This window comes from Petralouisia muris (assembly GCF_004793545.1).
In the GTDB taxonomy this organism is placed as follows: domain Bacteria; phylum Bacillota; class Clostridia; order Lachnospirales; family Lachnospiraceae; genus Petralouisia; species Petralouisia muris.
The window spans coordinates 1-25,439 of sequence record NZ_SRYA01000021.1 but is presented as its reverse complement, the minus strand read 5'-3'; the positions used below and the strand labels follow the sequence as shown (position 1 = coordinate 25,439).

Below are 25,439 nucleotides of genomic sequence, written 5' to 3'. Positions count from 1 at the left end.
TCAGATGATAAAACTTGAAAATGTCAGCAAAGCATATTCCGCGGGAATTCCTGCGTTAAATGATGTGAGCCTGTATATTGAGCCGGGAGAATTTGTTTTTGTAGTGGGAGACAGCGGTTCAGGAAAATCCACCCTGATCAAATTGCTGTTAAAGGAATTGGAGCCTACCAAAGGAAGCATTTCCATTAATAATCAGAAGCTGGGAAATATCCGACATAGGGATATTCCCAGGTTCCGGAGAAATATCGGCGTAGTATTCCAGGATTTCAGGCTGTTAAAGGATCGGAATGTATATGAGAATGTGGCTTTTGCCCAAAGAGCTGTGGGAACGCCGGTAAAGATTATGAGAAGGAAGGTTCCCGCTGTGTTGTCCATGGTGGGACTGGCTGCAAAGTACAAATCCTATCCCAAAGAAATTTCCGGAGGGGAGCAGCAGAGGGTGGCGATTGCAAGGGCTTTGGTGAATGAACCAAGGATTCTTCTTGCAGACGAGCCCACTGGTAATCTGGACGCTCATAACGCCTGGGAAATTATGATGCTGTTGGAGGAAATCAACCAGAGAGGCACCACAGTCCTGGTGGTGACCCATAATCTGGAGATTGTAAAGGCCATGCGCAAACGCGTCATTACAATGAAGAAAGGCGTTGTCATTTCGGATGAGCGGATAGGTGATTTTTATGAGGATTAGTACGTTCTGGTATACCTTAAGACAGGGAGCAAAGAATATCTGGAAAAATAAAATGTTTTCACTGGCCTCCATTGCCACTATGGCAGCATGTATTTTTCTTTTCGGCATTTTCTACTCTGTGGTAGTGAATTTCCAGAGTGTGGTACGGGAGGTGGAGTCCGGGGTTGCTGTTACGGTTTTCTTTGTGGATGGAGCTACCCAGGAACAGATGGATGCTGTGGGAGAACAGATAGGAAAGCGTGTGGAGGTATCAGAAAAGGTATTTGTATCTGCAGAAGCCGCCTGGGATAATTTTCAGAAGATTTATTTTAAAGGAGCAGAAGATATGGCGGAAGGATTTGCAGAGGATAATCCGCTGGCGAATTCAGCTCATTATGAAGTGTATATGAATGATATTTCCATGCAGGAATCTCTGGTGACATATATTCAGTCCCTGGATGGCGTGAAGGAAGTGAAAAGTTCAGATCTTGCGGCCCATACCCTGACGGATTTCAACCGTCTCATCGGTTATGTGTCAGCGGGAATTATTTTGATCCTGCTGTGTGTGGCGGTATTTCTGATCAGTAATACGGTTACCATCGGAATTGCGGTCCGGCGGGAGGAGATTGCCATTATGAAATTAATCGGCTCTACCGATTATTTTGTACGGGCTCCGTTTATTGTAGAGGGAATCCTGATTGGGCTCATTGGCTCTGCCCTGCCGCTATTGGTGCTGTATCAGATGTATCGGAAGATTATTGTCTATGTGGGAGAAAAATTTCTCTGGTTAAGCGGAATGCTGGAATTTCTTCCAGTGAATAAGGTATTTTCCACATTAGTTCCAGTAGGATTGATTCTGGGTGTGGGAATCGGATTTTTAGGAAGCCGCCTGACAATCCGAAAACATTTGAAAGTTTAATTTCTATAGAATAAAAATTCATGATATAAACATAATTTTTTGATATAATAAATGGAAATTACAGATCAGGAAAGAGGAATCACAGAATATGGATTATCAGGAATATTTAGAACCCCCCAGGAAAAATAAGTCGAATTTCGGCAAAGGAGTTGCAGTGGGTACCCTTGCAACGCTGCTTGTGGTGACCCTGACAGCCGGAGGAATCTGGCTGGGCGTCAGCGCCGGCAGTCAGAGAAAGGTGCTTTCCCAGAATGAGGAAAGCAGCAGAGAGGCGATTTTAGAGAAAAGTGTGGAGGAGAAATCTGGTGAAATTGCAGATCTCATCGATCAGTATTACTATGAGGATGTGGATGAAGAAGCGTTAGTGGAGGGCATGTACGCCGGAATGGTGGAGGGATTGGGAGATCCTTATTCTGCTTATTACACGGCGGAGGAATACCGTGCCCTTACAGAGAGCACCAGCGGAATCTATTATGGGATCGGCGCAGTTCTGACCCAGAACGTGAACACGAAAGTTGTTACAATCCTTCATGTTTACCCAGGCACTCCTGCAGAGGAAGCAGGGGTAAAGGACGGAGATGTGATTGTTAAAGTAGGGGACATTGAAGGGGACAGTATGGAGTTGTCGGAGTTGGTGACCCATATCAAAGGAGAGGAGGGAACGACGGTACATTTGGAACTGCTGCGCAGCGGTGAGTTGGAGCATATCCAGCTGGATGTAGAGCGGCGGCAAATTGAGGTGCCTACCGTGCAGTCTGAGATGCTGGAGGGGCAGGTAGGCTTTATTCAGATTTCGGAATTTTCGGAATCTACGCCAGAGCAGTTTTCAGAGGCCTGGAAGGAGCTTGAGAATCAGGGCATGGAATCGGTGATTGTGGATTTGCGGGATAATCCCGGGGGAGTGCTTCAATCTGTGTGTGCAATGTTGGATGCGATTCTGCCGAAGGGATTGCTGGTGTATACAGAGGATAAGTACGGCAGCCGTTCCGAGTACAAATCGGATGCAGAATGTACAAAGCTTCCCATGGCAGTGTTAATCAATGGGAACAGCGCCAGTGCGTCGGAAATTTTTGCAGGGGCCATTAAGGATTATGAATATGGAACCTTGATTGGAACCACTTCTTTTGGAAAAGGCATTGTTCAGACTATTATTCCCATGGAAGATGGAAGCGCTGTGAAGGTTACCATGGCCAAATATTTTACGCCCAAGGGAAATTATATTCACGGAGCAGGCATTGAACCGGATATTGAGCTGGAATACAGCTATCAGGAAGAAACAGAGGGCGAGGTCTACAATCCTTTGCATGATAATCAGGTTTTAAAGGCCCTGGAGGTGCTTCAAAAGGGAGAAAATAGCGAATAATGGATTGACCTGGTACTTTAGATAGGATAAGATAGTAATAACAGTAGTTCTATTTTATCATTCATACAGAAAGGGATAACGAAGTGAAACAGTTTTATGGTATGAGCCAGAAGGGAGATTTGAAGGAGGCGGTCAAAGGGCTTAAGAACCCCCAGATGATTTTGCTGATGTCAAATGAGGGACAGTTTGAAGCGCATGTGCGTAAATTGGAAGAACTGTATCCCGGCGTGCCCAGCATCGGGTGCATTGGGATGAGTTATGATACCAGAGTAGTGGAAAAGGGCGTGGGCCTGGTTGCGTTTTACGATGGCGTTTCTGCGGCGGCCGATGTTTTGGAGGAGGTTTCCGTGATGCCGGTAAAATATATTGAACGTCTGCAGCGGGATGTGGAGCAGGTAGACGCTTCCAGAAATGACACGATATGTCTGGATTTTTGCTCCGGCAACGATGCTTGTGCGCTGACTACGGTATACAGCGTGCTTAAGCGCAGAGGAATTTCTCTGGTAGGCGGCACCGGCGACGCCGGAAAAGTATCGGCCAATGGAAGGATTTATGAGGATGCAGTGGCGTATGCTTTGATTAAGAATCTGGGAGGAAAAGTAAAGGCATATAAAGAAAACATTTATCATAAGATGGGAAATTACCGTTTTATTGCATCCAAAACCAACAGGGCCAAATATGTGATCGGAGAATTGAATGGAAAGCCTGCAAAGCAGGTATACCAGAGTATTTTGAAAGTAACGGAGCAGGAGATTACGTCCCAGACCTTTAAGAATCCTTTTGGACGGATTGACGGGGATGAGACCTGCATTATATCTATTAAGGAAGTGGAAGGGAATGCACTGGCGTGTTTTCGCCAGGTGAATGATTCGGATGTGCTGATTCTGCTGGAACTTGGAGATTATAAGAGAATTGTAAAAGATACGATTCAGACCATTCAAAGAGAGTTCCCCAAAGTTTCCGGCGTGTTTTCTGTCAACTGCCTGTTCCGGTATCTGATGTTCAGCGAGAATCATTACATGCAGGAATATCTGATGGATATGGGAACTCTGGGAAATCATGCGGGGCTTGTAGGATATGGGGAACATTATAATAACCGTTTTGTGAATCAGTCCATGACCTGTGTGGTGTTTGAGTAAAGGGGGTAAAAGATGCTATTTGAAAAAAAAGGCCCCAAAAAGGCCGGAAAGAAACAGAAGAAGGGTCTTTATCCCGTATTGTATGTAATGGAAAGTCTGAAAGGATACCACACAGATTTGGTGCAGAAGGAAGTGAATTCTCTGCAGGAATTAGGGATAGTGAGTAAATCCTTTGCCAGGGTGCTTCGTGAATCAGAGAACTTTCAGGAGAGACTTCAGGATTTTGGAGATACTTTTTCCACGATCAACCAGGCGTCCGGACAGTTTACAGAGGTAAAAAGTGAGATTGCCCAATCTGTGGATCAGGCCCAGAACGGGGTGGAGGATCTTAAGAACAGTTCCAAAGAGGTGGAATCTCATTTTGAGGAAATGGAAAACACCTTCGGGGATTTCATGGAAGCGGTGAAGAAAATCAAGAAGTGTACCAGTAAGATTGTAACCATTGCAGACCAGACCAATATGCTTGCGCTGAATGCTACCATCGAGGCTGCCAGAGCCGGAGAGCAGGGCAAAGGGTTTGCGGTGGTAGCTGTGGAAGTGAAGGCCCTGGCGGATGAGATCAAGAAGCTTGTGGCGGAAGTGAATTCCAGCATCGGAGATGTGGAACAGGGAACCGATAAGCTGAATGAAAGCATCAATACCTCCCAGGAGGCATTGGAAGCAAGCATTAATAAAGTAAATGATACATATGAGATGTTTGACAAGATTACTCAGGCAGCGGAAGGGGCGGAGACAGTGCAGACGGAGATTTCCGGCGTCATTGATCAGTCAAATACATCGCTGCAGTCCTTGTGCGGGTTTTTTGATAAAACCAGAGAGCATTATCAGGAGGTTATGGAGCATATTGAGTATGCAAGTAAGCTTGGAACTACGAAGAGCGCCATGTTTGAGGATATTGACCTTATGATGTCTCAGATACCTCCTATCATAGAGGAATACAATAAGTAACGTTGTTTATTGACAACAGAATCAAAATCATATATGATTAGCATTGATAGCAGAACGCAGAGGGACCGCAGCGCGGTTGAGAAGGTTAAAACCTGACTCTTTGAACCTGTCAGTTAATACTGTCGTAGGGAGCGTAGATATTCAGCAGATTCAGAAGACGCTCGCAATTTGGAGCGTCTTTTTTTCGGAGGAAACGCCGAAAGGCATACCGTGATGTCCAAAAAGCAGGACAAGAAGGAGGAAATGTAATGAGAGATTATGCAACGCAGATGGAAGCGGCCCGCAGGGGTATTGTAACAGAAGAATTGAAGAAGGTGGCAGCCAAGGAACGGATGACGGTGGAAGAACTGATGCCGCTGGTAGCGGAGGGGAAGGTGGCAATCTGCGCCAATAAGAACCATGCCTGCATTGATCCGGAAGGGGTAGGCTCCATGCTGCGGACGAAGATTAATGTGAATCTGGGAGTATCCAGGGACTGTAAGGATTATGACGTGGAGATGGAAAAAGTTATGGAAGCGGTAAATATGGGAGCCCACGCCATTATGGATCTGTCTTCTCACGGAGACACCATTCCTTTTCGGAGAAAATTAACTTCGGAGTGCCCTGCCATGATTGGGACTGTGCCGGTGTATGATTCGGTGATCCATTATCAGAGGGATTTGGCCACATTGACAGCCAAAGATTTTATTGATGTGGTAAGGCTTCATGCTCAGGATGGCGTGGATTTTGTAACGCTTCATTGCGGCATTACCAGAAAAACTATTGAGCAGATTAAAAAGCATAAGCGGAAAATGAATATTGTATCCAGAGGAGGCTCCCTGGTATTTGCCTGGATGAGCATGACCGGAGAAGAAAATCCATTTTATGAATATTTTGATGAAATTCTGGAAATCTGCCGGGAATATGATGTTACCATTTCTCTGGGAGACGCCTGTCGTCCAGGCTGTCTGGCGGACGGATCGGATGTATGCCAGATTGAGGAGCTGGTGCGATTGGGAGAGCTGACAAAACGGGCGTGGGAAAAGGATGTACAGGTGATGGTGGAAGGACCGGGCCATATGCCCATGGACCAGATTGCGGCCAATATGAAGATCCAGCAGACGATTTGCATGGGAGCGCCTTTTTATGTGCTGGGGCCCATTGTGACGGATATTGCTCCAGGGTATGATCATATTACCTCAGCCATTGGCGGAGCCATTGCGGCCCAGAACGGAGCGGCGTTTTTGTGCTATGTAACGCCGGCAGAGCATCTGGCGCTTCCTAATGTGGAGGATGTGAAACAGGGAATTATGGCCTCTAAGATTGCAGCCCATGCAGCAGATATTGCAAAAGGCGTCCGAGGAGCCCGAGAGCTGGATGACAAAATGGCGGATGCAAGGCGTAATCTGGACTGGGAGGCTCAGTGGGAGTGTGCCATGGACCCGGAGACAGCAAAAAAGATTCGGGAGGACAGAAAGCCGGAGCATGACGACACCTGTTCTATGTGCGGGAAATTCTGCGCAGTCCGCAGTATGAACAAAGCTTTGTCTGGAGAATATATTGATATTTTGTAACAGGAGGGAATATGAAAGTGAATACAAGAAAACTGGCGGCGGCAGGCATGATGACTGCCCTGGGCGTCAGCCTGTCGGCGTTTTCCATTCCCATTGGGGCTTCCAGATGTTTTCCCATCCAGCATCTTTTGAATGTGCTGGCCGGAGTGTTTCTGGGTCCTTCTTATGCAGTAGGATTTGCCTTTTCCACTGCGCTGATTCGGAATCTGATGGGAACAGGAAGCCTTCTGGCGTTTCCCGGAAGTATGGCCGGGGCTTTCCTGGGAGCTGTGCTGTTTCGGTATACGGGAAAAGTGTGGACTAATTTTGCCGGAGAAATTCTGGGAACAGGGGTAATTGGAGCAATGCTTTGTTATCCGGTTGCCAGTCTGCTTCTGGGGAATCAGGAGGCCGCACTGTTTACCTATGTACTTCCCTTTTTCATCAGTACGGCAGGAGGCTGCATTCTGGCGGCAATCCTGTTAGGAGCCATGTACCGTTCCGGGACAGTCCGCTATTTGCAGGGAATGCTGAAAGGGACAGAGCAGTGAAAGAAAAGGAGAACAGAGAATTATTATCTGAATATTCGCTGGAGGAGATTGCAGAGGTATTCGTCAGAATCAGGAGGGAGAATTATCTGATTCATATGATTCCGAATGGAGTTTCCGTCTCTTTGTGTGCAGACGGTCTGGCCGCATTGGGAGCCAGGCCTCTGATGGCGGTGGCTCCGGAGGAAATGACAGAAATTGTATCTCAGGCAGACAGCTGCGTGATTAATCTGGGACAGCTGACGAAAGAAAAGCAGGAAGCAGCCGAACTGGCGCTGAAACAGGGGGCGGAATCAGGCAAGCCGCTGGTATTGGATCCGGTGGGCTGCGGGGCCTCCCGTTTTCGCATGGAGGCTGTGCAGGAACTTCTGAACATGCCTTGGCGGGGAATCTTAAAAGGAAACCGCTCAGAAATATACAGTATCCAACAGGGGAAGCTGACCAAAGAAGGCATTGATTCCATAAAAGAACGTTCCCTGACCAGACAGATTCCCCAGGCCAGAGTATATCTGGTGACAGGGGAAACCGATGATATTTTGTGGGAAACTGGAAAAACAGAAATTTCTCACAGAGAGGGAATATACCGGAATCTGGTAGGAACGGGATGTCTCACAGGAGCAGTGGCAGGAGCCTGTTACTGTGCGGCGGCGCAGATTGTGGAAGAGACACAGGAGCGTAGCCAAGCGGTGCAGATCGAGACAGAGGCAGGAAAGCAAGGCGGCGCAGCAGAAGCGCTGAAATCCATGAAATTAGCCGCTGTAGCAACGTCTCTTGCCATGGCATATGTCCTGGAACAGGCGGGAAAGGCAGAAGGATACGGAAGGGCAAAGAATGCATTACTGGACGCATTGGAACAGCTATCGGAAAAAAACTTTTTGGAATGGCTGCTGTGGCGGCAAACATGTTCCGATAGAATAGATACTGGTCTTTGGCAGCTTTTATAAAGGACTGATTGTAAGGAAAGGAGAACAGAATGAAAAAGTGGCTGTATCTGATTGCAGATTTTTCCTATGGAGAAGAGAAGATAGAAGCTGCGCTGAAAGCCGGCGTGGACTACATACAGCTTCGGGAAAAGAATATTTCTTCGGCAGAATATCTTCTGCGGGCCAAAAGGCTTCGGGAGATGACGGAAAAATATCATACCAGGCTGATTATCAATGATCGGCTGGATCTGGCAGCGCTTAGCGGTGCAGACGGAGTTCATCTGGGGCAGGAGGATGTTCCTGTGAAGGACGCCAGAAGGTTTCTGGGCCCTCAGGGAATCATCGGCGCAACAGCCAAAACGCCGGAGCAGGCAAAAAAAGCCATGGAAGACGGCGCAGATTATCTGGGCGTTGGCGCATGGTTTTTTACAGAAACCAAGAAGGACGCCCTTCCAATTTCAGAGGATACTTATCAGAAAATTTTACAGGCTGCCTCCATTCCCAACCTGGCAGTGGGGGGAATTAATGCAGAGAATTGCAGAAAGCCCCTTTCATTGGGAGCCGGCGGCCTTGCAATTTCTGCAGGAATTCTGAAAGCAGAAGATCCTGGGGCGGAAACAGCGAAAATACGGCGGATTCTGGAGGGATGAATGTGAAAACAGTGCTTACGATAGCCGGAAGCGACTGCAGCGGCGGCGCCGGCATTCAGGCGGATTTAAAAACAATCGCTGCCCATGGATTGTATGGGGAAAGTGTGATTACTGCACTGACAGCGCAGAATACAATGGGGGTAGCGGAGATTGTGCCGGTATCCCCAGATTTTTTGGAAAAGCAGTTGGAATGCATTTTCACAGATATTGTGCCGAATGCTGTGAAGATTGGTATGATTACAGGAATTTCACAGATGAAAGTGATTAAAAAAGGTCTGGAACACTGGCAGCCAAAGCATGTGGTAATGGATACGGTGATGGTATCCAGCAGCGGAAGGAAGCTGATGGAGCCGGAAGCTATATCTTTTTACCAGAAAGAACTGCTCCCGCTGGCAGAGATTTACACTCCCAATCTTCCAGAGGCAGAATTGCTGCTAAAAACAACCATAAAAACAAAGGAAGAAAGGGTTGCAGCGGCAAGGGAGTTTGCGTTACAATACAAGGGTATTGTATATTTAAAAGGCGGCCATGAGGAAGCTTTTGCAGATGATTTACTTTATCTGGATGGAGAGCCTGTCTGGATGCTGGGAAAACATATTGAGAACCCCAATACCCATGGCACGGGATGTACCCTGTCTTCTGCCATTGCCTGCGGACTGGCGCAGGGCTTTGGAGCCGAAGAAAGTGCAAGGAATGCAAAAGAGTATATTACCGGAGCCATTGCAGATGGAATGAATCTTGGAAAAGGAAATGGACCGCTGAACCATATGTATCGGATCAACCGCAGCCAGCCCGGCTTTTGACCGGTTGGGGTATGGCGTTGTACAGATGGTGGAGTGCATGATGGTTGTTACAGTAAAGGAGATTTTGCAGATGAAGAAGAAATTACTATTGCTTGGATTGGGAATCTGTCTGCTGTTTACTGCCTGTTCCGGGAAAAATGCAGCAGAAAATACAAAACAGCAGGAAGAGAACACAGACGATAAGGAAGAAACAAAAAAAGACAAGGAAGAGGAAAAAGAGAAGGAGGACTTTCCAGAAGAAGCCGGCGTGGAGCTGACAAAGGTTCCGGAAGTGACTTTTACTGATTATTCCAAGAATGTCACAGATGAAGAAAGCGGCGTACTGCTTCTGTCTGTCACAGAGAACAGCCCCGTTGTTTCCATTCCGGAAAATGAAGCTGCGGCCGAGAAAATAAATATGGCTTTTGAACAGAAGCACGCAGAAACCCAGACCTATATTGAGGAAGATACGGAACTTGCAAAAAGCGTCTATGAGGAATTGTCAGAGGAAGAGAAAAAGGAGTGGTCAGGCTATGGATATGGCTCCACATATAAAATGGTCTATAGTTCCACAAAAATTCTGAGCATGGAAGCTCAGAGTTATCAGTGGCAGGGAACTCCCCACCCCAACACCTGGACTTCTGCATATTGTTTTGACGCCTCCACTGGAAAGCTTCTGTCATTGTCGGATATTTTTGAAGATAAAGCAGCGGCAGGAAAGATTGTGGAAGAGCATATTTTGAAAAAAATAACAGAGGATCCTTATAAGGACGGGCTGATGGAGGATTATGAAAGCTTCGTGCCGGATGTTCTGACTGAGGACGTATTTTATCTGAATGACAAGGGCCTGGTGGTGATCTGCAATCCTTATATCCTGACCTCATACGCCTCAGGCGTTATTGAAATCGAGGTGCCCTATGAGGCTCTGAAAGATGTGATGAAGGAGGAATATCTGCTGAAGCAATAAAGGGAATATGATGGAAAAATCAAATTTGACAACCTTATGTTACATCGAACAGGACGGAAAATACCTGATGCTCCATCGGGTGAAAAAGGAGAAAGATGTCAATAAGGATAAATGGATTGGAATTGGCGGACATTTTGAACCGGGGGAAAGCCCGGAAGAATGTCTGCTCCGGGAAGTAAAGGAGGAAACCGGTCTTATGCTGACCGGTTTTTCTTTTCGGGGAATAATTACTTTTTCTGCAAAAGGATGGCCGGTAGAATATATGTGCCTATATACAGCGGACCATTTTGAAGGAACTCTGACAGATTGTGACGAGGGGACGCTGGAATGGGTGGAAAAAGAGCAGGTCCTTTCTTTGAATATTTGGGAAGGGGACAAAATATTTTTCCGGCTTCTGTTGGCGGACGCCCCGTTTTTTTCTCTGAAACTAAGCTATGAGGGAGACAGGCTGACAGAAGCCGTGCTGGACGGGCAGCAGTTAGAAATATAGGCAGAATGGAAGATATAATAGAAGCAGACGATAGGGAAAGCCCCATTTCTTGTTACAGATAGGGTTCCGTGGCCTGCTTCCAATATTCTGTCAGCCGCTCCAGCGTCCAGGCAGCATTGGCAGGGCTGGTGGAAGGAAGTCTGCGGATGGCGGCGTGCCGGGAAATATCCATCGGCGGCGCATCGGTAAACTTCTGCTGCTTTTGCCGGAAAGAGCCGGCAGGCAGAGGAGAAGAAGCTGTCAGCATTGGCGCCGTGTACTTTTCATAAAGTTCACATGCTTTATTGCCGTTGCCAAAGACAGCCTGGATAGAGGTTTCCTTCAGCAGGCCGGGGATGTCGGCTGGAATGACATTACGAATGCTGCTGTCAGAAGAGCCGATAATATCACAGCTTAAAATTACATCCCAGACTGCAATCCGGTGGGACAGCAGAAGATGCTTTTTTTCCGGGACAGACCCGGGAATCGGTTCACCAGTGATGGCAGCCAGGACTTTCCAGAACCGGTTCTGGGGATGACCGTAATAAAAATGCTGTTCTCTGGATTTCACAGAAGGGAAAGTACCCAAAATCAATATTCTGGAATCTTTCTGAAATACAGGTTCAAATTCGTGAGTAAGTCTTTGGTATTCTGGCATGGATGCGCTCCTTTCTGCGTGTTATTTCCGGTGCGCTTGAATGCTGCATTTGTCAGTCATTTTTTAAAGAAAAGCGTCCAATCAGTCCTTTCAGGTTCTGTGCCTGAGCTGCTAATTCCTCGCTGGAGGAGGCGCTTTCCCGGGCAGTCATCGAGTTGATTGTAACAGCGTCGGACATCTGCTCAAATCCTGTATTAATCTGTTCAATTGCTGCTGCCTGTTCTCCAGCAGCATCTGCAATATCGGCAATAATGCTGTTAATTTCTATGGTATTGTTTACCACCTGAGTTAGGGACTCGGCTGTCTCATTGACAATGTTGGTTCCGTTTTCTACAGTTTCAATTGACTTTATAATCAGCTTGGCAGTGTTCTGGGCAGCCTTAGCGCTTTCTTCCGCAAGGCTTCTGACCTCCTGTGCCACAACGGAAAAGCCTCTTCCGGCTTCCCCGGCCCGCGCCGCCTCGATTGCGGCATTTAAGGACAAAAGGTTGGTTTGTTCTGCAATATCCTCAATGCTTTTGATAATGTCGCCGATTTTTGCAGAGCCGGCTTTGATATCAGACATTGCATGGATCATAGACTGCATCTGCTGGTTGCAGGCTTCTGCATTTTTCTCTGCCTCTAAGGAACGCAGGTTTGCCCTGGAAGCATTGTCTGCTGTAAGTCTTACCTGCTCAGAGACGCTTGCGATGCTTGCCGTCAGTTCTTCTAATACGCTTGCCTGGTCTGTGGTGCTGTCTGCCAGATTCTTAGCCCCTTGTGAGGTGCCGTCTGAGTGATCAGCCACAAGATCTGCGGCGCTGTTCATCTGGGTCATGGTTTCATTGAGGGAGCGGACAATCGTATCAATGGATTCCTTTAAGCTGACAAAATCCCCGGTAAAGCTGGCTTCTGTCTGAATATCCAGATTTCCGTCCGACAACTGGGAAAGCACTCTGGTAATGTCAGAAATATACAGGTTCAGGCTTTGGATGGTTTCATTCAGGTTATTTGAAAGAATGGCAAGCTCATTTCCGGTGTTTATAATCTCAACGGGAGTCTTCAAATCTCCTTCCGCAAGCTTTACCAGACGTTCCGTCACGGAATCAACAGGGTTGATAATGTCCCTGATTTTGCGTGTCATCAATGAGATATTACCAGCTAACAGGAGAAAACCGATTGCGCTGTTGACAAGTACGGAAATCAAAACCATAGAGGTGAATTCCCGGTTCGGCGCAGTAATAATCAGACGCCAGTCCTCATGGCCTTTCACCGGACAGTAGGCTGCAAACATCATTTTGCCATTCTGCCAGTAGGTCATAGTGCCGTCTTCGGTACGGGAAAGAATTTTCTCCGTTGCCTTTGCCAGAGAAGGGTTCTTCCCGTCTGTTTGTGTAATGGCGTTGGACTGGTCTGCAATTTTCTGCGGATCTTTGTGGAAAATTACTGTGCCTTCTTTATTTACTATGTATGCAAAGCCTGTTTTTCCGAATGTAATTTCTCCGATTTTATCATTGACAGAGGCAACCAGATCTACAATGTACACGGTGCCCACAATCTTGTCGTCATTGTAAACAGGCGCGCCGGATATGATGATAATGTCACCGTTAAGGCGGTTGATAATGGGCTCGCCCACAAAGACCTCTCCTTTGGATGCTGCCTGGAAATGAAGCTGGTCGTTAAAATCGAAGTCCCCATAATTGGAATAGCCTTGCCCGTTCAGTTCTACAAAGCCTACTTCATCATAATTATTCTGAGTGCGGACGTTTTCCATTGCTTCTAATTTTTCCTTCTTGGATGCTCCGGTATCCCGAATGGTTTCCAAAGAAGCAACGTTCAGTGCGTTCACCTCCAGGGTATGCAGCGTCTGTTCCACGGCGGAAGAGGTTGAGTTTAACGCCACATTCGCCATTTCGTGAAGTGTGTTCATATTACTGAAATACATAAACACTCCGGATACGAGAATAAGTGCGATGACTGACATCAGAAACAGACGAGTGACCTGTGAAACCAGAAGCTTCTGAAGGCTTTGCTCCTGATTCTGCCTTTTGCTCGATTTAGCTGATTTGGAAGTTTGTTTTTTTATCTTTTTCATCTTTGGCCTCCTGTTTTCTGCCAGTTCCATGCCGCGGAAAAAGCGATGTTCTCCGGCGGAAACTGTTCAAATCCTTTAAAATCAGAATAGCATTTCAATGGGGCGCTGTCAATGTGAAATCTTGTCCGATTCGGGCGTCAGAGACAAACAGCCACTGTTTTTTCCAGTAATCAGAGATTTTCTTCGGAACAGTTGCAAAGTCAGGAAAATCCATTTATAATCAACCTGATAGCAGAAGGGAGAAAAGCAAATGGTAAAAAACAGAGGAAAACGCCTGATGCGGTATATCGGGGATTATGTGGTATTCGATTTGGAGACTACGGGAATCCGGCAGGGGCTGGACCGCATTATAGAAATATCGGCTGTCAAGGTACGCAGCCATAAAGTGACGGATCAATATACAACGCTGGTGGACCCTGAAATGCATATTCCAAAAGGTGCAACGGCAGTCAACGGCATTACAGATGATATGGTAAGGGATGCGCCGAAGATGAAAGAGGCTCTTCCGGGTTTTTTAAATTTTATTGGAAATGATATTCTGGTGGGACATAACATCCATACCTTTGATTTGAATTTTGTCTGTGGTGCGGCTATGGAAACCCATGGGGCAGAAATAAGGAATGATTACATAGACACCCTTTATCTGTCAAGAAAATGTCTGCCTCAGCTTTCCCACCATAAACTGTCAGATGTGTCGGAGTATTTTGGAATCAGTACAAAAGGCGCGCACCGTGCGCTGAACGATTGTATCATGAACCAGAAATGTTATGAAGAGCTGGGGAAGATTCTCCAGAAAATACAACCGGTTTCGCCAGATATCCTCTGTCCTCTGTGCGGCGCAGAGATGATAAAGCGCAGCGGAAAATACGGGGAATTCTTTGGATGCAGTAATTTTCCAGGCTGCCGGGGAACCAGAAAGATATAGCGGTTCTGACGGGAGACGGCAGTGAAACGGCGGTATCCTGCCAGAACAGGGCGCCAGGGAAAGGAAAGTGAGGAGCGCATGTTTGGAAGAAAGAAAAAGCAGCATACAGAAATGAAACCTTATGATTCTGAAAAACAAATGCCTGTGATTCGCGCCAGCATTTGCACCGGAGAGCAGGTAGCAGGATTTAAGGACAGAGAAAGCGGGAAATTTGAGGAGGCTATGCTAATCCGCGGCGAAGGGGATCTGCAGGAATTCTGCAGCCGTTATGGAGTAAACAAAGAAGACATTAAGAAAGTGTGGTAGAGAAATGAAGTCAGTAGTGATTGCGGAAAAACCCAGCGTAGGCAGGGATATTGCCAGAGTTCTTGGATGCAGCAAGGGCGGCAATGGATTTCTGGAAGGGAAGGATTATGTGGTGACCTGGGCGCTGGGGCATCTGGTGGAATTGTCAGATCCGGAAAGCTATGGAGAACAGTGGAAAACCTGGAAGATGGAAACTCTTCCCATGATGCCCGAAAAGCTGGAAATTCAGGTGATTAAGAAAACCGGAAAACAATTCCAGACAGTGAAGGCACAGATGTACCGGAAGGATGTAGGCGAGATTATCATCGCCACAGACGCAGGGCGGGAAGGAGAACTGGTGGCCCGCTGGATCATTCAGAAAGCCGGCGTCAGAAAGCCTATGAAGCGTCTGTGGATTTCTTCTGTGACCGATAAGGCCATCCGGCAGGGCTTTGCCCAATTAAAGGACGCCAGGGAATACCAGAAATTGTATGAAGCGGCTGTAGCCCGCGCAGAGGCTGACTGGCTGGTGGGATTAAATGCAACCAGGGCCCTTACCGTTAAGCATAATGCGCAGCTTTCCTGCGGCAGGGTTCAGACGCCTACGCTTGCCATTATTGCCAAACGGGAGGCTCAGATTCGGGGATTTCAGTCTCAGCCTTATTACAGCCTGAAGGTAAAAGGAAGCGGAATCTGGTTTCGCTGGAGATCAGGAAGCAACGGCACAACCACCAGTTCCCGGGAGGAAATCAGCCGGATCAGTGATAAAGTGAGAAACAGTGCCGGAACCGTGGAGGATGTGAAGAAAAAACAGCAGAAAGCCTATGCGCCGCTGCTGTATGATTTGACTTCACTGCAGCAGGACGCCAACAGGCTTTTTGGGTTTTCTGCCAAGCAGACCCTGGATTATATGCAGCGGCTGTACGAACATTATAAAGTAGTGACCTATCCCAGAACAGATTCCAGATATCTTACCCAGGATATTGTGGAGACGCTGCCGGAGCGGGTTAAAGCCTGCAGAGGCGGAATCTACGGGCAGGTCTGTACAAAGCTTCTGAAATCGTCCATAAAAGGCAATAAATCCTTTGTAGATGACAGGAAGGTTTCCGATCATCACGCCATTATTCCCACAGAACAGGGGATCAGTCTCAGTGAACTGGAATATGGGGAGAGGAAAATTTACGAACTGGTGATTTCACGGTTTCTGGCGGTTTTACTGCCGCCCTGCGAGTATGAACAGACGGAAGTAACCGTGGGCTGTGCGGGAGAGTATTTTACCGTAAAAGGAAAGAGAATCCGCCAGCCGGGATGGCAGGAAATCAGAAACCTCCAGAAAGAAGAAGGAGCCTTTTGGGATGAGACGGAGGATGAGGCTCTGCCGGGAAATGGAATTTCCAGGGAGGAAATATTAGACCAGATGCCGGAATTTGTCAAAGGGCAGAAGATTTTGTTTGGAGAAGGGAAAATCTCCGAAGGAAAAACAAAGCCGCCGCAGCCTTTTACAGAGGCCACGCTTCTTGCCGCCATGGAAAATCCTGTGAAATATATGGAAAGCGCTGACAAAAGTTTACGCAAGACACTGGGAGAAACGGGAGGTCTGGGAACGGTTGCCACCCGCGCCGATATTATTGAAAAGCTTTTTAACAGCTTTATGCTGGAAAAGAAAGATCAGTATATTCATCTGACTTCTAAGGGCAGGCAAGTGCTGGAGCTGGCGCCTCAGGGATTGACTTCCCCGGAGCTTACGGCAAAATGGGAGCAGCAGCTTTCCGATATTGCCAGCGGAAAAGCCAGAAAGAAGGATTTTGAAGCCGAAATCCGAAGCTATACGGCAGATATTGTCAAAGACATTGCAGCGTCTTCCAAAACTTACCGCCATGATAATCTGACTGGAAAAAAATGCCCGGAATGCGGAAAGCTGATGTTAGAGGTGAATCACAAAAACGGACGGATGCTGGTGTGCCAGGACAGGGAGTGCGGTTATCGGAAGACTTTGTCTAAAGTTACCAACGCCCGCTGCCCCCAGTGTCATAAGAAAATGGAGCTGGTGGGAGAGGGAGAGCAGCGGCGGTTTACCTGTGGATGCGGTTATCGGGAGAAGCTGTCTGCTTTTGAGAAGCGGAAAAAAGAAAGCGGCAAAGGAGTGTCAAAAAAGGATGTCAGCCGCTATATGAACAAGATGCGGCAGGAAGCGAAGGAACCAGTGAACAATGCTTTTGCAGACGCCCTTGCCAAGATAAAATTGTAAAATGGCAAAGCAGACGTTACAGATGGGGTTTTAATCTTCCTTTGTCTGGAACATAAAGCAGGCTGCTCCATTCAGGAACCATTCTGCAGGATATAGGAAATTGATTTCCGATTTCTGCAGAATAATTTCGAATGGGGCAGCCTTAAATTTTCAGCAAGTGAAATCCTTATCAGGACAGCTCAAATTTCTGCACCATCTGATTCAGCATTTCAGCCTGGGAAGCCAGCTCCTGTGAGGTGGCAGAGGTTTCCTGGGAAGCTGCGGAATTGTCCTGGATTCCGTGGGCAATCTCTTCAATTCCCATACGGAGCTGGTTCATGTTTTCCGCCTGCGCTGCTGCATTTTTTGCTGTTTCCGTTATCATGTTATTGACATTGCCTATGGCGGCAACGGATTCCTTCAGGGATTCCATAGCGCTGTCGGCAATGGTGTTTCCTTTGCGGATTTCTTCCATTGAAATTCCAATCAGTTCTTTGGTGGTGTTTGCCGCTTCGGAGCTTTCTAACGCCAGCTTTCCGATTTGATCTGCAACTACTGCAAAGCCTTTTCCCGCTTCGCCGGCGCGGGCAGCTTCAATAGAGGCGTTTAAGGAAAGCAGGTTCGTCTGGGAAGCAATATCCTCGATGGTCTGGATGATTCCCACAACCTGTTGGGAGGTTCCGTGTATCTTGTCCATGGCGTTCATCATTTGTTTCATTTTTTCCTGATTCTCTTCAATGACAGCGGTGGCCTGTTCCGTTGCCTTGGCAGAAGCTTCCGCTTCTTTGCGGCTGTTATCCACCTGTTCTGCAACTGTGGCAGTGGTTGCCGTAAGCTCCTGGATAGAGGCTGCTTGCTGTTCTGCGCCTTCGGCCAGAATCTGAGAGGCGGAGGCAAGTTCAGAAGCTCCTACCGATACGTGCTGAGAACTTTCGTTGATTCCCAGCATAACCTGGTTCATGGAATCAGAAATATTAAGAAGGGCGGTTTTTATTTTCTGGAATTCTCCTGCATAATCGTTTTTCAGAGTGATGTTCAGGTTTCCGTCAGCAACCTGTGCCAGCACTTCTGCTGTTTCATCAATATATACAATATATTCTTTCAGCCTGTTGACAGTTTTTTTGATGGATTCGCCCAGTTCACCGATTTCATCCTGGCTTGTTACCTGAAGATTTACATCCAGATCTCCGGCTGCAAGCCGCTGTGCGGTATGGTTCAGATCCAGAATCGGCTTTGTCAGGCTGGCGGAGCTTTTTCGGATGCTGAAGGCTATCAGAGTGATTCCCGCCGCAAAAATGAGGATCAGCCCAAGAACCATTGCCAGCAGCGTTGCATAATATTCAGAAGAAGGCAGGCTGCTGATCACTATGTATCCGATGTCTCCGGCATGCTGCAGGAAACCGTACTTGGCGGTGCCTCCTGTTTTGTATTTTAAAAATTCGTTTTTCCCTGATTCTACGGCGTCAACCACATTTTCTGTGATGCCAACGTCCCTGATATTTTTCTGGATCATATCGTTCTGGGGATGATAAAGTAATGTGCCGTTTTCTGACAGAAGCAGGATATATCCTTTCCGGCCGATTTTGTATTCGCTCATGACGCTTGTCATATGCTCCAGGGAAATATCCATGCCTACTGCGCCCAGAACATTTCCGGCGTCATCTAACACCGGTGACGCTGCGCTTAAAATCATTTTTCCAGTGGAAGAATCTGCATATGGTTCCGTCAATACGGTCTGTTTCGTCTCAATACAGCCATACCATCCGCGGCCTGTGATGTCCCAGCCTTCTTCGCTGGTAAAACCGTCAGACTGTGTAAGAACGCTTGCGTCCAGGTCAGAAATCCATACGGCCATAAGGTTTTCTGTGTCGGTATTTGCAATATTTACGAGATTTTCCATAACGGCGTCCATGTTTTCCGCCTGACGGATATCATCGCCAGCTTTTGTTTCTGTCATAACCTGCTTGATTTCCGGATTGGCGGCAAGCTGTTTTGTGCTTTTTGTATATTGTTCTAAAAACCCTGTCAGTTGATTGGCCGCAGCATTGGATTCCTCTGTCAGCTCCGTCTTTTTGGACGAAATGCTCAGCCATGCTACCATGCAGACGGAAACGGCCGCTGTCAGCAGAAATACAAGAATAACGCTTCCGCCGATTTGGCGGAGTATTTCGTCTGCAATTCGTTTCTTTGAAATTGATGCCTTCTTCTGTCGTTTCATAAATAAACCTCCAAATGTAAGCGAATTTGTTTTCTTGTTTTATTATAGCTCTATTTTCCAATTATCACAACGAAAATTTAAAATCTTAGGAATTGCCTGGGGAAGGATAAGCGCAGCGTATGGAAATTGATTGTGAAATAAAGGGGGATAGGGTATAATATGGCATGAGGAGGAACCTGCGAAGTAGAAGGAGGCAGTGATGAAGAAACCATTACCAATAGGTGTTGATAATTTTGAAAAAATAGTAACAGACGGTTATTACTATATCGATAAAACCATGTTAATTAAGGAGTTACTGGATTTAAAAGGGGAAGTAAATCTGTTTACCCGTCCAAGACGTTTTGGAAAGACGTTAAACCTGAGTATGCTCCGATATTTTTTTGAGGATACAGGGGATGAAAAAGCAAATGAACGGAATAAAAGTCTTTTTCAGGGAATGAAGATTATGGAAGCCGGGGAAAGCTGCACCGATCAGATAGGAATGTACCCTGTGTTTGAACTCACATTGAAATCGGCGAAACAGGAAGACTACGATATGGCCGTATATATGATACAAAATGCGGTCAGTGTGGAATTTGAACGGCACAGACATATTGTAGAAGGAGAAAAAGAATATCTTTCTGCCAGAGAGTATGAACAGTATACCGCTATTGCGGAAGGAAAAGCAGAGGAAAAAACTCTAAGAAATTCTCTGCAGTTATTTTGTCAATGTATGTATAAGATTACAGGTAAGAAGACGGTTATTCTGATTGATGAATACGACGTACCGCTGGAAAGTGCATATTTCAGCGGCTTTTATGATAAAATGGCTGGCTTTATCCGGTCGTTGTTTGAAGCGGCTTTAAAGACGAATCAGTATTTACAGTTTGCAGTTATTACCGGATGTCTGCGGATCTCAAAGGAGAGTATATTTACGGGATTGAATCATCTGAAGATCATATCTATACTCGATCAGAGATATAGTGAGCATTTTGGCTTCACAGAAGCGGAAGTGCGGCAGATGATGGCTTACTATGGCATAGAGAGCCGCTTTTCGGTTATGAAAGAATGGTATGATGGATATGCATTTGGCAATACAGAGGTTTATAATCCGTGGAGTGTGATCAATTTTATGTATGATTTATATGCGGATGTTAATGCATTTCCCCGTCCTTATTGGATCAATACCAGTTCCAATGACATAATTAAGGATCTGGTTGCAAGATCCGACCGGGAAATGAAAGGGCAGATTGAAACGATTTTAAGCGGCGAAACCTTAGATATTCAGGTGCATGAAGAAGTGACCTATGGGGATATGCACAGTAATGAGGAGAGCTTATGGAACTTCCTTTATTTTACGGGATATCTGACAAAAGAAAGTGAATATTTTAAAGAATCATCTATCTTTTTACGAGTGCGGATTCCAAATGTAGAAGTGAAGACGATTTATCAGAATACCATTTTAAATTGGATGAAAGATGTCATAAAGAAAGAGGATTTTCGTGATCTGTACCAAGCCATGGAAGACGGAAATGCCCAGAGGATGGCGGATATTTTGAATGGGCAGCTTTTTCGCACAATCAGCTTCTATGACAGTGCAGAAAACTTTTATCATGGATTCCTGGCAGGCATATTAAGCCAGAGTGAAAATTATCTGGTAAAATCCAACCGTGAATCAGGGAATGGACGGTCAGATATCATGGTGAAAAGTCCGTCTCTGCGGGGCAGGTCATTTATTCTGGAGTTGAAGGTATCAGATTCGATTGATGATTTGGAGAGGGATGCAGAGAGGGCATTACAGCAGATATATGATAAGAAATATGCGGAAGAGTTACGGACAGAAGGGTACCGCAGGATAGATTGTTATGGGGTATCGTTCTTTCGGAAAGACTGCGAGATCCGGTTTGGGGGAGGGCAAAGCGTAAGTATGCTGTCAAAATAAAGAAGAGGGTAGCGTATAATATGCATGGATGAGGAACTTGTAAAAAGTAAAAGAAACTCTAAATGCGAATTGTGGAAAACAGGGAAAATGGGAGGTGCAGGAGTGAAAAAACCATTACCGATAGGCGTGGAAAATTTTAAAGATATGGTAGAATCGGAATATTACTATATAGATAAAACAATGTTTATCAAAGAGTTACTGGATTTGAAAGGAAAAGTGAATCTATTTACCCGGCCAAGGCGCTTTGGAAAAACATTAAACTTAAGCATGCTTCGCTATTTTTTTGAAGATACCGGTGATATAGAAAAGAATGAACGGAATAAAGAACTTTTCCAGGGAATGAAAATTATAGGGGAAGGTGAGAAATACAGCGGCCAGATGGGAATGTACCCCGTGATAAACCTGACGTTGAAATCAGCGAAACAGGAAGATTTTGAGACGGCTTATTATATGCTGCAGGTTGAGATAGCATCTGAATTCGATAGGCACAGGAACATAATTGAAAATGGAAAAGAGCGTCTTACCCCAAAAGAGTATGAACAATACATGAAAATTGCAGATGAAGAAGCGGATCAAAGGCAGGTCAGGGCTTCCTTAAAGCTGTTTAGCAAATGTATGTATAAAATTACAGGCAAAAATACCATTATTTTGATTGATGAATATGACGTCTCATTGGAGAACTCCTATTTTAGAGGGTTTTACGAGGAAATGGCAGATTTTATCCGTTCTTTATTTGAATCAGCATTGAAAACGAACGATTATCTGCAGTTCGCTGTCATAACCGGATGTCTGAGGATTTCAAAGGAGAGTATTTTTACCGGGCTGAACCATCTGAAAATTATTTCTATACTTGACCAGCAATATAGTGAACATTTTGGATTTACGGAACAGGAAGTTTTTCAGATGATGTCCGAATATGAAGTGAAAAGCCGTTTTCCAACCATGAAAGAATGGTACAATGGCTATACATTTGGCAATATGCAGGTTTATAATCCGTGGAGTGTTATTAACTTTATGTATGACCTGTGCGGAAAAGTCGAGGCATTTCCCCATCCATACTGGATCAATACCAGCTCCAATGATATCATTAAGGACTTGATCCTCCGTGCAGACCGGGAAATGAAAGGGCAGATTGAGGCACTTTTAGGCGGTGGAATCTTAGACATTCAGGTTCATGAGGAAGTGACTTATGGGGATATGCACAGTAATGAGGAGAACCTGTGGAATTTCCTTTATTTTACGGGATATCTGACAAAAGAAAGCGAATATTTTAAGGAGTCGTCTATCTTTTTGCGAGTGCGGATTCCAAATGTAGAAGTGAAGACGATTTATCAGAATACCATTATAAATTGGATGAAGGACGTCATAAAGAAGGAAGATTTTCATGATTTATATTCTGCGATGGAAGATGGCAATGCAGATAAAATGAAGGATATCTTAAACAGCCAGCTTTTCCGAACGATTAGTTTCTATGACAGCGCAGAAAATTTTTATCATGGATTTCTGACAGGAATCTTAAGCCAGAGTGAAAATTATCTGGTGAAATCTAACCGAGAATCCGGGAACGGGCGGTCAGATATTATGGTGAAAAGCCCGTCTCTCCGGGGGCGTTCATTTGTTCTGGAGTTAAAGGTATCTGATTCCATTGATGATTTGGAGGATGATGCAGAGAAAGCCTTACAGCAGATTTATGATAAAAAATATATGGACGAGCTTAAGGAAGAAGGATATCGGTACATAGATTGTTATGGGATATCGTTTTACCGAAAAGACTGTGAGGTAAGGAACTGTTAAGGTTTGGAAAACAGAGGAATTGATTGTAGGATAAGGGCTAAAATTAAGATGGTGAAAGGAATCCTCAGGAGAATTAGAATCCCTTGGGGATTTTTCATGGAAAAGAGTGAAAAATGAGAGAAGGGATGTTATAATTGTTAAAGGCAGTATACTGGAGCAAAAATGCAGGGATATGGTTTGGAATATAGCCAATAGATTTCGCTTGTCCATACAGCAATTCGGCCTGATTGAAAGATATCAAAAAGACAGGATACAGCAAAACAAGGAAAGAGAACAACATGAAACAAAAGACAAAAAGAGTGTTGCAGAAATATCTGTCGCTGCTTCTTATAGCGGCAATCCTTCTGACAACACAGGGGGTTTTGGCACAGGCAGAAACGGTAACGCCGGATGATGCAGAAAAACGGCAGGCGGAAACGGTAACGCCGGATCATGCAGCCAGACGGCAGACAAGGGGAAGGGAACTGCCATCAAACCCGGTGCATCACTGCACGAAGAAGGATGACGGCACGGACTATACCGACTGGAGTTATGTCTACTTCGGCAGCTATCCGCAGACAGAGGTTACAGGTGATGCTCTGACATCGGATATTATAGGAGCTGCTTATGATGAAAATGGGGATGCATGGGTAAATGGCAGGAAATATCGCAGGATAAGTAAAAATGATGCAAAGTATGATGGCTTTTATTTTGGAGATAGCGAATACCGCTTTTTCAAATGGCAGAGGATTAAGTGGCGAGTACTTAAGAATGATGGAAATACACTGTTTATTATGGCAGACAAAGGATTAGATTGTAAATACTATCATGATGATGGAGGCAGTATTACTTGGGAAAATTGTAGTCTCCGCAGTTGGTTGAATAACACATTTTATAATCTGGCATTTAGCAATGATGAACAAAGTGCTATTATAAAGACAGATGTAATAAATAGTGTGGAAAATCCTATTACGCATGCTGATGCGGGAAATGATACGCAAGATATGATATATTTGCTTTCTTATAATGAAGCATCAAGTTCTGTTTATGGTTTTTGTAATAATGCAAGGATACAATCCGTCAGCAGATTTGTTAAAGTAAGCGAATATGCACATATTCTGGGACAATATGCTTATACTGCTGATGCAGGCGAAGGAAATTGTGATTGGTGGCTACGCTCACGAAAAAGAAAGAATAATTGTACTGCCTCATATGGTCAATTTTGGGGAGACATCAGTGCTGAAACAACAGTAATTGGAACTGGCAGCATAACAGCTAACAAAACGACAGGAGCGGTTGTTCCAGCCCTGCATATTACTCTATCTTCAGATGCCTGGTCTCTGACAGATGATGGAACCAGTGGGGAAGGAAGTTCTGGCAGTGGTGAGGAAAATGGTGATATAACCGAAACAGGCAATCAAGCTATCATAGACCGTGTATCAGAGTATACATCGGATGAGTTATATGCTCTTCATCAAAGTATCTTAAACAGTAATTGTTCTGAGGAAGCAAAGTATAAAGTATACCAAGCCCTTTTTCAGGATTATGGCATTACGGACGTTCATGAAGGGATTCGTTATTTAAGTAATACGACGGATAAGCGGCGTGCATATCTGGCTTTGACAACGGATGACTTTTATAGCGCGGCTAATTATAAACATTGGTTAAAGAATACGGCAAAAGGAAAAGCAGCCCAGGTAGTTTTGCTTGCAGATGGATTGATCTTTAATAATGAGATAAATGACTGGCTGGATTTTTCAACTTATCTGGAAAAGAACTATCCAGGGGTAGCCAAATATAAAGCTATGCTGTACGATTTTATGGATGCATCGTCAGACAGCATTGAAATAGTAAGTAATATAAAGTTAGTCAGCGATTTGTCAGGCAAAGTGACAGGCGCTGCAAAATTAAAGGCGGATAATTTGATAGAGCAGCTAAATCGTTGTTCTACTGCAGCAGAGGCAGAAAAAATCATGGATTCCAGCGCGGCTATGGAAGTATGGATTGAACTTGCAGAAGTAAAAGATAAGAATGGGAATTTTGTCAGGGATGATAATGGCAGTATAAAATTGACCTATCGCTTGGATGAATCCTCTGGATTTGGGCAGTTTGCCAAGGCAATGGGATATGCAACGAAAGGGATTTCCCTTGTGGATATGGCAGTTTCAGATTTTATGGATTTTAAAGCATTGGATGACAAACTGGCTGTCTATATGCAATATCAGAGATTTTTGCAGGATATTGTATCAGATACGGATGGACTGCCCTATCAGATGCGCTGGGCTGCATCATTGATATTGACAGAATTGGAAGAAAGCTATTTTGGTGAGATAAAGGATGTTGCATGGGAGGTGGTAGAAGAAACAAAAATTAATGATATTGTTTTAGAAAAGATGTTAGGAACTTACCAACGTTTTTCTACGCAAAATGGCAAAATTTACCCATAGTGAA

Annotated in this window: 20 protein-coding genes, 1 pseudogene and 1 riboswitch; of the genes and pseudogenes, 18 read left to right on the top strand and 3 right to left on the bottom strand. The window is 45.4% G+C overall.

Annotation, left to right across the window (positions count from 1 at the left end; genetic code table 11):
• Positions 1 to 4: 4 nt before the first annotated feature.
• The 12 genes and pseudogenes from ftsE to E5329_RS11795 form a co-directional block, all read left to right on the top strand.
• The gene (gene ftsE / locus E5329_RS11850) at positions 5 to 688 is read left to right on the top strand and encodes a cell division ATP-binding protein FtsE (protein WP_135989746.1); all 684 of its coding nucleotides are present in this window, start codon (positions 5 to 7) and stop codon (positions 686 to 688) included.
• A complete protein-coding gene (ftsX, locus tag E5329_RS11845) occupies positions 678 to 1,586 on the top strand; it encodes a permease-like cell division protein FtsX (RefSeq protein WP_135989745.1) in 909 nt (302 codons plus the stop codon). The genes ftsE and ftsX overlap by 11 nt, the downstream gene beginning before the upstream one ends.
• An 88-nt stretch (positions 1,587 to 1,674) precedes the next feature.
• Complete coding sequence (locus E5329_RS11840) at positions 1,675 to 2,949, top strand: S41 family peptidase (RefSeq protein ID WP_135989744.1); 1,275 nt, start codon at positions 1,675 to 1,677, stop codon at positions 2,947 to 2,949.
• An 83-nt stretch (positions 2,950 to 3,032) separates the two neighbouring features.
• Positions 3,033 to 4,088, top strand: coding sequence for an FIST signal transduction protein (locus E5329_RS11835; RefSeq protein ID WP_135989743.1), 1,056 nt, complete (start codon positions 3,033 to 3,035; stop codon positions 4,086 to 4,088).
• 12 nt (positions 4,089 to 4,100) lie between these two features.
• Positions 4,101 to 5,036 (top strand): methyl-accepting chemotaxis protein, encoded by a 936-nt coding sequence (locus tag E5329_RS11830; protein WP_135989742.1) that lies wholly within the window; start codon positions 4,101 to 4,103, stop codon positions 5,034 to 5,036.
• Positions 5,037 to 5,084: 48 nt separating this feature from the next.
• Positions 5,085 to 5,184, top strand: a riboswitch (TPP riboswitch).
• Between the two features lie 100 nt (positions 5,185 to 5,284).
• A complete protein-coding gene (thiC, locus tag E5329_RS11825) occupies positions 5,285 to 6,589 on the top strand; it encodes a phosphomethylpyrimidine synthase ThiC (RefSeq protein ID WP_135989741.1) in 1,305 nt (434 codons plus the stop codon).
• 11 nt (positions 6,590 to 6,600) lie between these two features.
• A complete protein-coding gene (gene thiW / locus E5329_RS11820; protein WP_135989740.1) occupies positions 6,601 to 7,119 on the top strand; it encodes an energy coupling factor transporter S component ThiW in 519 nt (172 codons plus the stop codon).
• Entirely contained in the window at positions 7,116 to 8,060 is a 945-nt protein-coding gene (locus E5329_RS11815; RefSeq protein WP_135989739.1) for a hydroxyethylthiazole kinase, read from the top strand. Before thiW ends, E5329_RS11815 begins: the two co-directional genes overlap by 4 nt.
• 29 nt (positions 8,061 to 8,089) lie before the next feature.
• On the top strand, positions 8,090 to 8,689 hold the full coding sequence (gene thiE / locus E5329_RS11810; RefSeq protein ID WP_135989738.1) for a thiamine phosphate synthase: 600 nt from the start codon (positions 8,090 to 8,092) through the stop codon (positions 8,687 to 8,689).
• A 2-nt stretch (positions 8,690 to 8,691) separates the two neighbouring features.
• Positions 8,692 to 9,492, top strand: coding sequence for a bifunctional hydroxymethylpyrimidine kinase/phosphomethylpyrimidine kinase (gene thiD, locus E5329_RS11805; protein ID WP_135989737.1), 801 nt, complete (start codon positions 8,692 to 8,694; stop codon positions 9,490 to 9,492).
• 70 nt (positions 9,493 to 9,562) lie between these two features.
• The gene (locus E5329_RS11800; protein ID WP_168356599.1) at positions 9,563 to 10,438 is read left to right on the top strand and encodes a DUF3298 and DUF4163 domain-containing protein; all 876 of its coding nucleotides are present in this window, start codon (positions 9,563 to 9,565) and stop codon (positions 10,436 to 10,438) included.
• Positions 10,439 to 10,445: 7 nt separating this feature from the next.
• Positions 10,446 to 10,925: pseudogene (locus E5329_RS11795) on the top strand (NUDIX hydrolase); the annotation flags it as partial.
• Between the two features lie 55 nt (positions 10,926 to 10,980).
• Here the strand turns inward: E5329_RS11795 and E5329_RS11790 are convergent.
• Entirely contained in the window at positions 10,981 to 11,565 is a 585-nt protein-coding gene (locus E5329_RS11790; protein ID WP_135989734.1) for a DNA-deoxyinosine glycosylase, read from the bottom strand.
• A 52-nt stretch (positions 11,566 to 11,617) separates the two neighbouring features.
• The gene (locus E5329_RS11785; RefSeq protein ID WP_168356598.1) at positions 11,618 to 13,639 is read right to left on the bottom strand and encodes a methyl-accepting chemotaxis protein; all 2,022 of its coding nucleotides are present in this window, start codon (positions 13,637 to 13,639) and stop codon (positions 11,618 to 11,620) included.
• A gap of 250 nt (positions 13,640 to 13,889) precedes the next feature.
• Between E5329_RS11785 and E5329_RS11780 the strand changes: the two genes are divergently transcribed.
• Genes E5329_RS11780 through E5329_RS11770 form a run of 3 tightly spaced genes read left to right on the top strand, consistent with a single transcriptional unit; the run spans position 13,890 to position 17,097 of the window.
• Entirely contained in the window at positions 13,890 to 14,564 is a 675-nt protein-coding gene (locus E5329_RS11780; RefSeq protein ID WP_135989732.1) for a 3'-5' exonuclease, read from the top strand.
• A gap of 21 nt (positions 14,565 to 14,585) precedes the next feature.
• Complete coding sequence (locus E5329_RS11775) at positions 14,586 to 14,870, top strand: hypothetical protein (RefSeq protein WP_330572124.1); 285 nt, start codon at positions 14,586 to 14,588, stop codon at positions 14,868 to 14,870.
• 4 nt (positions 14,871 to 14,874) lie between these two features.
• The gene (locus tag E5329_RS11770) at positions 14,875 to 17,097 is read left to right on the top strand and encodes a DNA topoisomerase III (protein ID WP_135989731.1); all 2,223 of its coding nucleotides are present in this window, start codon (positions 14,875 to 14,877) and stop codon (positions 17,095 to 17,097) included.
• A gap of 169 nt (positions 17,098 to 17,266) precedes the next feature.
• Here the strand turns inward: E5329_RS11770 and E5329_RS11765 are convergent, their stop codons facing one another.
• Entirely contained in the window at positions 17,267 to 19,294 is a 2,028-nt protein-coding gene (locus E5329_RS11765; RefSeq protein ID WP_135989730.1) for a methyl-accepting chemotaxis protein, read from the bottom strand.
• Between the two features lie 199 nt (positions 19,295 to 19,493).
• Between E5329_RS11765 and E5329_RS11760 the strand changes: the two genes are divergently transcribed.
• The 3 genes from E5329_RS11760 (at position 19,494) to E5329_RS11750 (ending at position 25,435) form a co-directional block, all read left to right on the top strand.
• Positions 19,494 to 21,215, top strand: a complete 1,722-nt coding sequence (locus tag E5329_RS11760) for an AAA family ATPase (RefSeq protein ID WP_135989729.1) — start codon at positions 19,494 to 19,496, stop codon at positions 21,213 to 21,215.
• Positions 21,216 to 21,317: 102 nt separating this feature from the next.
• Positions 21,318 to 23,009: an AAA family ATPase gene (locus E5329_RS11755; RefSeq protein ID WP_135989728.1), complete on the top strand. Its 1,692-nt coding sequence runs from the start codon at positions 21,318 to 21,320 to the stop codon at positions 23,007 to 23,009.
• A 278-nt stretch (positions 23,010 to 23,287) separates the two neighbouring features.
• Complete coding sequence (locus E5329_RS11750) at positions 23,288 to 25,435, top strand: DUF6273 domain-containing protein (RefSeq protein WP_135989727.1); 2,148 nt, start codon at positions 23,288 to 23,290, stop codon at positions 25,433 to 25,435.
• Positions 25,436 to 25,439 lie beyond the last annotated feature (4 nt).

Excerpts from the sequence above, each read along its gene's own strand:
- ftsE (WP_135989746.1), top strand. The coding sequence starts at position 5 with ATGATAAAACTTGAAAATGTCAGCAAAGCATATTCCGCGGGAATTCCT.
- ftsX (WP_135989745.1), top strand. The coding sequence starts at position 678 with ATGAGGATTAGTACGTTCTGGTATACCTTAAGACAGGGAGCAAAGAAT.
- E5329_RS11840 (WP_135989744.1), top strand. The coding sequence starts at position 1,675 with ATGGATTATCAGGAATATTTAGAACCCCCCAGGAAAAATAAGTCGAAT.
- E5329_RS11830 (WP_135989742.1), top strand. The coding sequence starts at position 4,101 with ATGCTATTTGAAAAAAAAGGCCCCAAAAAGGCCGGAAAGAAACAGAAG.
- thiC (WP_135989741.1), top strand. The coding sequence starts at position 5,285 with ATGAGAGATTATGCAACGCAGATGGAAGCGGCCCGCAGGGGTATTGTA.
- thiW (WP_135989740.1), top strand. The coding sequence starts at position 6,601 with ATGAAAGTGAATACAAGAAAACTGGCGGCGGCAGGCATGATGACTGCC.
- thiE (WP_135989738.1), top strand. The coding sequence starts at position 8,090 with ATGAAAAAGTGGCTGTATCTGATTGCAGATTTTTCCTATGGAGAAGAG.
- E5329_RS11800 (WP_168356599.1), top strand. The coding sequence starts at position 9,563 with ATGAAGAAGAAATTACTATTGCTTGGATTGGGAATCTGTCTGCTGTTT.
- E5329_RS11790 (WP_135989734.1), bottom strand. The coding sequence starts at position 11,565 with ATGCCAGAATACCAAAGACTTACTCACGAATTTGAACCTGTATTTCAG.
- E5329_RS11785 (WP_168356598.1), bottom strand. The coding sequence starts at position 13,639 with ATGAAAAAGATAAAAAAACAAACTTCCAAATCAGCTAAATCGAGCAAA.
- E5329_RS11780 (WP_135989732.1), top strand. The coding sequence starts at position 13,890 with ATGGTAAAAAACAGAGGAAAACGCCTGATGCGGTATATCGGGGATTAT.
- E5329_RS11770 (WP_135989731.1), top strand. The coding sequence starts at position 14,875 with ATGAAGTCAGTAGTGATTGCGGAAAAACCCAGCGTAGGCAGGGATATT.
- E5329_RS11765 (WP_135989730.1), bottom strand. The coding sequence starts at position 19,294 with ATGAAACGACAGAAGAAGGCATCAATTTCAAAGAAACGAATTGCAGAC.
- E5329_RS11760 (WP_135989729.1), top strand. The coding sequence starts at position 19,494 with ATGAAGAAACCATTACCAATAGGTGTTGATAATTTTGAAAAAATAGTA.
- E5329_RS11750 (WP_135989727.1), top strand. The coding sequence starts at position 23,288 with ATGAAACAAAAGACAAAAAGAGTGTTGCAGAAATATCTGTCGCTGCTT.